4 protein-coding genes are annotated in these 1,936 nt (G+C 28.3%); all 4 read right to left on the bottom strand.

The genetic code is table 11. The features are described 5' to 3' along the window. Positions 1-76: 76 nt before the first annotated feature. Entirely contained in the window at positions 77-412 is a 336-nt protein-coding gene (locus ACW2QF_RS12195; RefSeq protein WP_455716280.1) for a DUF3784 domain-containing protein, read from the bottom strand. 88 nt (positions 413-500) lie between these two features. Further along, positions 501-713 (bottom strand): DUF3784 domain-containing protein, encoded by a 213-nt coding sequence (locus ACW2QF_RS12190; RefSeq protein ID WP_455716279.1) that lies wholly within the window; start codon positions 711-713, stop codon positions 501-503. A 67-nt stretch (positions 714-780) separates the two neighbouring features. Continuing rightward, complete coding sequence (locus ACW2QF_RS12185) at positions 781-1,077, bottom strand: hypothetical protein (protein WP_455716278.1); 297 nt, start codon at positions 1,075-1,077, stop codon at positions 781-783. Positions 1,078-1,185: 108 nt separating this feature from the next. Continuing rightward, positions 1,186-1,488, bottom strand: a complete 303-nt coding sequence (locus ACW2QF_RS12180; protein WP_455716277.1) for a class I SAM-dependent methyltransferase — start codon at positions 1,486-1,488, stop codon at positions 1,186-1,188. Between the last annotated feature and the right edge of the window lie 448 nt (positions 1,489-1,936).

Raw genomic sequence — 1,936 nt, 5'->3', positions numbered from 1 at the left:
ATTCAACACTCTCTGTTCTTTTCATACTCTCCACCTTTTCTTTGCGGTTATATTTTAATTCGAAAATTTAATTGTTCTACTTGATTTTGTATTTTTCAAAGGACTTAACCGTATCGATATGAACATCTTTGAAGTACATAATGAGCCAAACTACAAAAGCAATAATCGCAAAATATTGTGAAATAAAAAATGAAAATAATGCTCCAACACACATAATGAGCAGCCAAATAAACATTGAATTTCTTTGGTCTTTGCTCAATTTCGCTATGTCATATAATTCTCGCTCATGTTTAGGAAGCGTATTAAATCCACTAATTAACATTGCACCTTTTTCTTTTAACAAAAAGAATACAAAAGTCAAAATGCCAAAGATTATTGCTAGTATTAGGCAGGCATAAAATCCGATATTCACACTACCAACCTCCTTTAATTTTCATTTATTCGGTTATCAAATTTATAATTCCATATTATATTCATTATCTCTATAATACAATTAAGTTTTATTGCATTTTTGTATTTTCTCTTTTAACACGATCAAACATATGCCAAATAAACAAACCAATCCATACTATCCATGCTAATGTACATCCAATTCGGTGCTTAATTTTTTTCGGTTCTTCATCGCCTTTTTGATTATAACCAGTGAGAAAGTTACTTGCTTTTTCTTTTGATTTGTAAAATAACAGTCCCAAAATGAAAAAAATAATTGCCATTTCTAAATATATAATACTATATTAAAAAAATATTTATCCCACACAAGGTTGCACACATTGAGATGAACTATTTATGAACCATATATAAGCATACCTGTTGAGGCATTTCTACTATACCACTATACTCCAATATAGCTTCTCTTATCTCGTTTAAATAATTCTCACGTTTAAATTTTTCTAAAAGCTGTGTGCTTGAATATGTATTAATCAATTTTACATATCGTTCTGCATTATAGCTATCTATCCATTTATAATCACAGTAATATGGAATTTTGAAAAATCCGCCTGATTGTATTTGTTCTATTCGTCTTTGTTTTACTTTTTCAATTCCTTCTTCATCAAATCCTAATGAAGCATCGGGCATATATTTTTTTTGTATCTTATTGAGTAATTTAAAAACTCACTCATCATGATATGTTACCGAGGACATTTGCCAAAATACAGCTAATGAACCATTGTTTCTTAACAAATTCTAGGCTTTGGGATAACCAATCTCACTATTAACCCAATGAAAAGCCGTTGCTGAATATATTAAATCGTATTCTTTATCAGTTTTGTATTCTTCAAAATAACTTTCAGTTACAGCAATATTTTTATTTGTTCTATATTTATTCTTTAGAAAATCCACTTGATTTTTACTTACTTCTAATAAATCAAGATTATAAGATTTAGATACAAACAAATCTGTAGCTTGACCAGTTCCTGCTCCTACTTCTAAAATATTTTGCCCCTCGTTTAGATTTGTAAATTTACATATTTCATAAAACAAATCCATTGGATATTTAGGTCTTGCATAATCATAATCATCAATAACATTTGAAAATGAATTTTTTATTGAGTGTTGTCATCTGTTACCATTTTGTATCACTTCCAATCCAAAGTTTTTATATAAATTCCATTCTCTCTCCGTTTATATAGTATAGATTATTACAGAATTAGCACAAAGTCATTTTATTTGCAGTATACAAAATTTTACTTTATTATACATTTTTGAATTAGGAATGTCAAACATATCTGGAAGTATAACCTCCACACCAATAAAGAAGTCTACACAGCATTGAATCTGCTCTCTTATATTTTCATTTAATAAGCTTGATTTGAAGAATGTACAAGTGAAAATAGTAATTGTAAATGGAAGTCCCAGAAAAAATGGAGCTACTGCATTAATCTTAAATGAAATATTACACTATTTAAGCAATTACAGTGATATAGTAGCTTAATAC

The organism is Anaerosporobacter sp., assembly GCF_965301125.1.
This window is presented reverse-complemented; position numbering and strand designations above follow the sequence as displayed.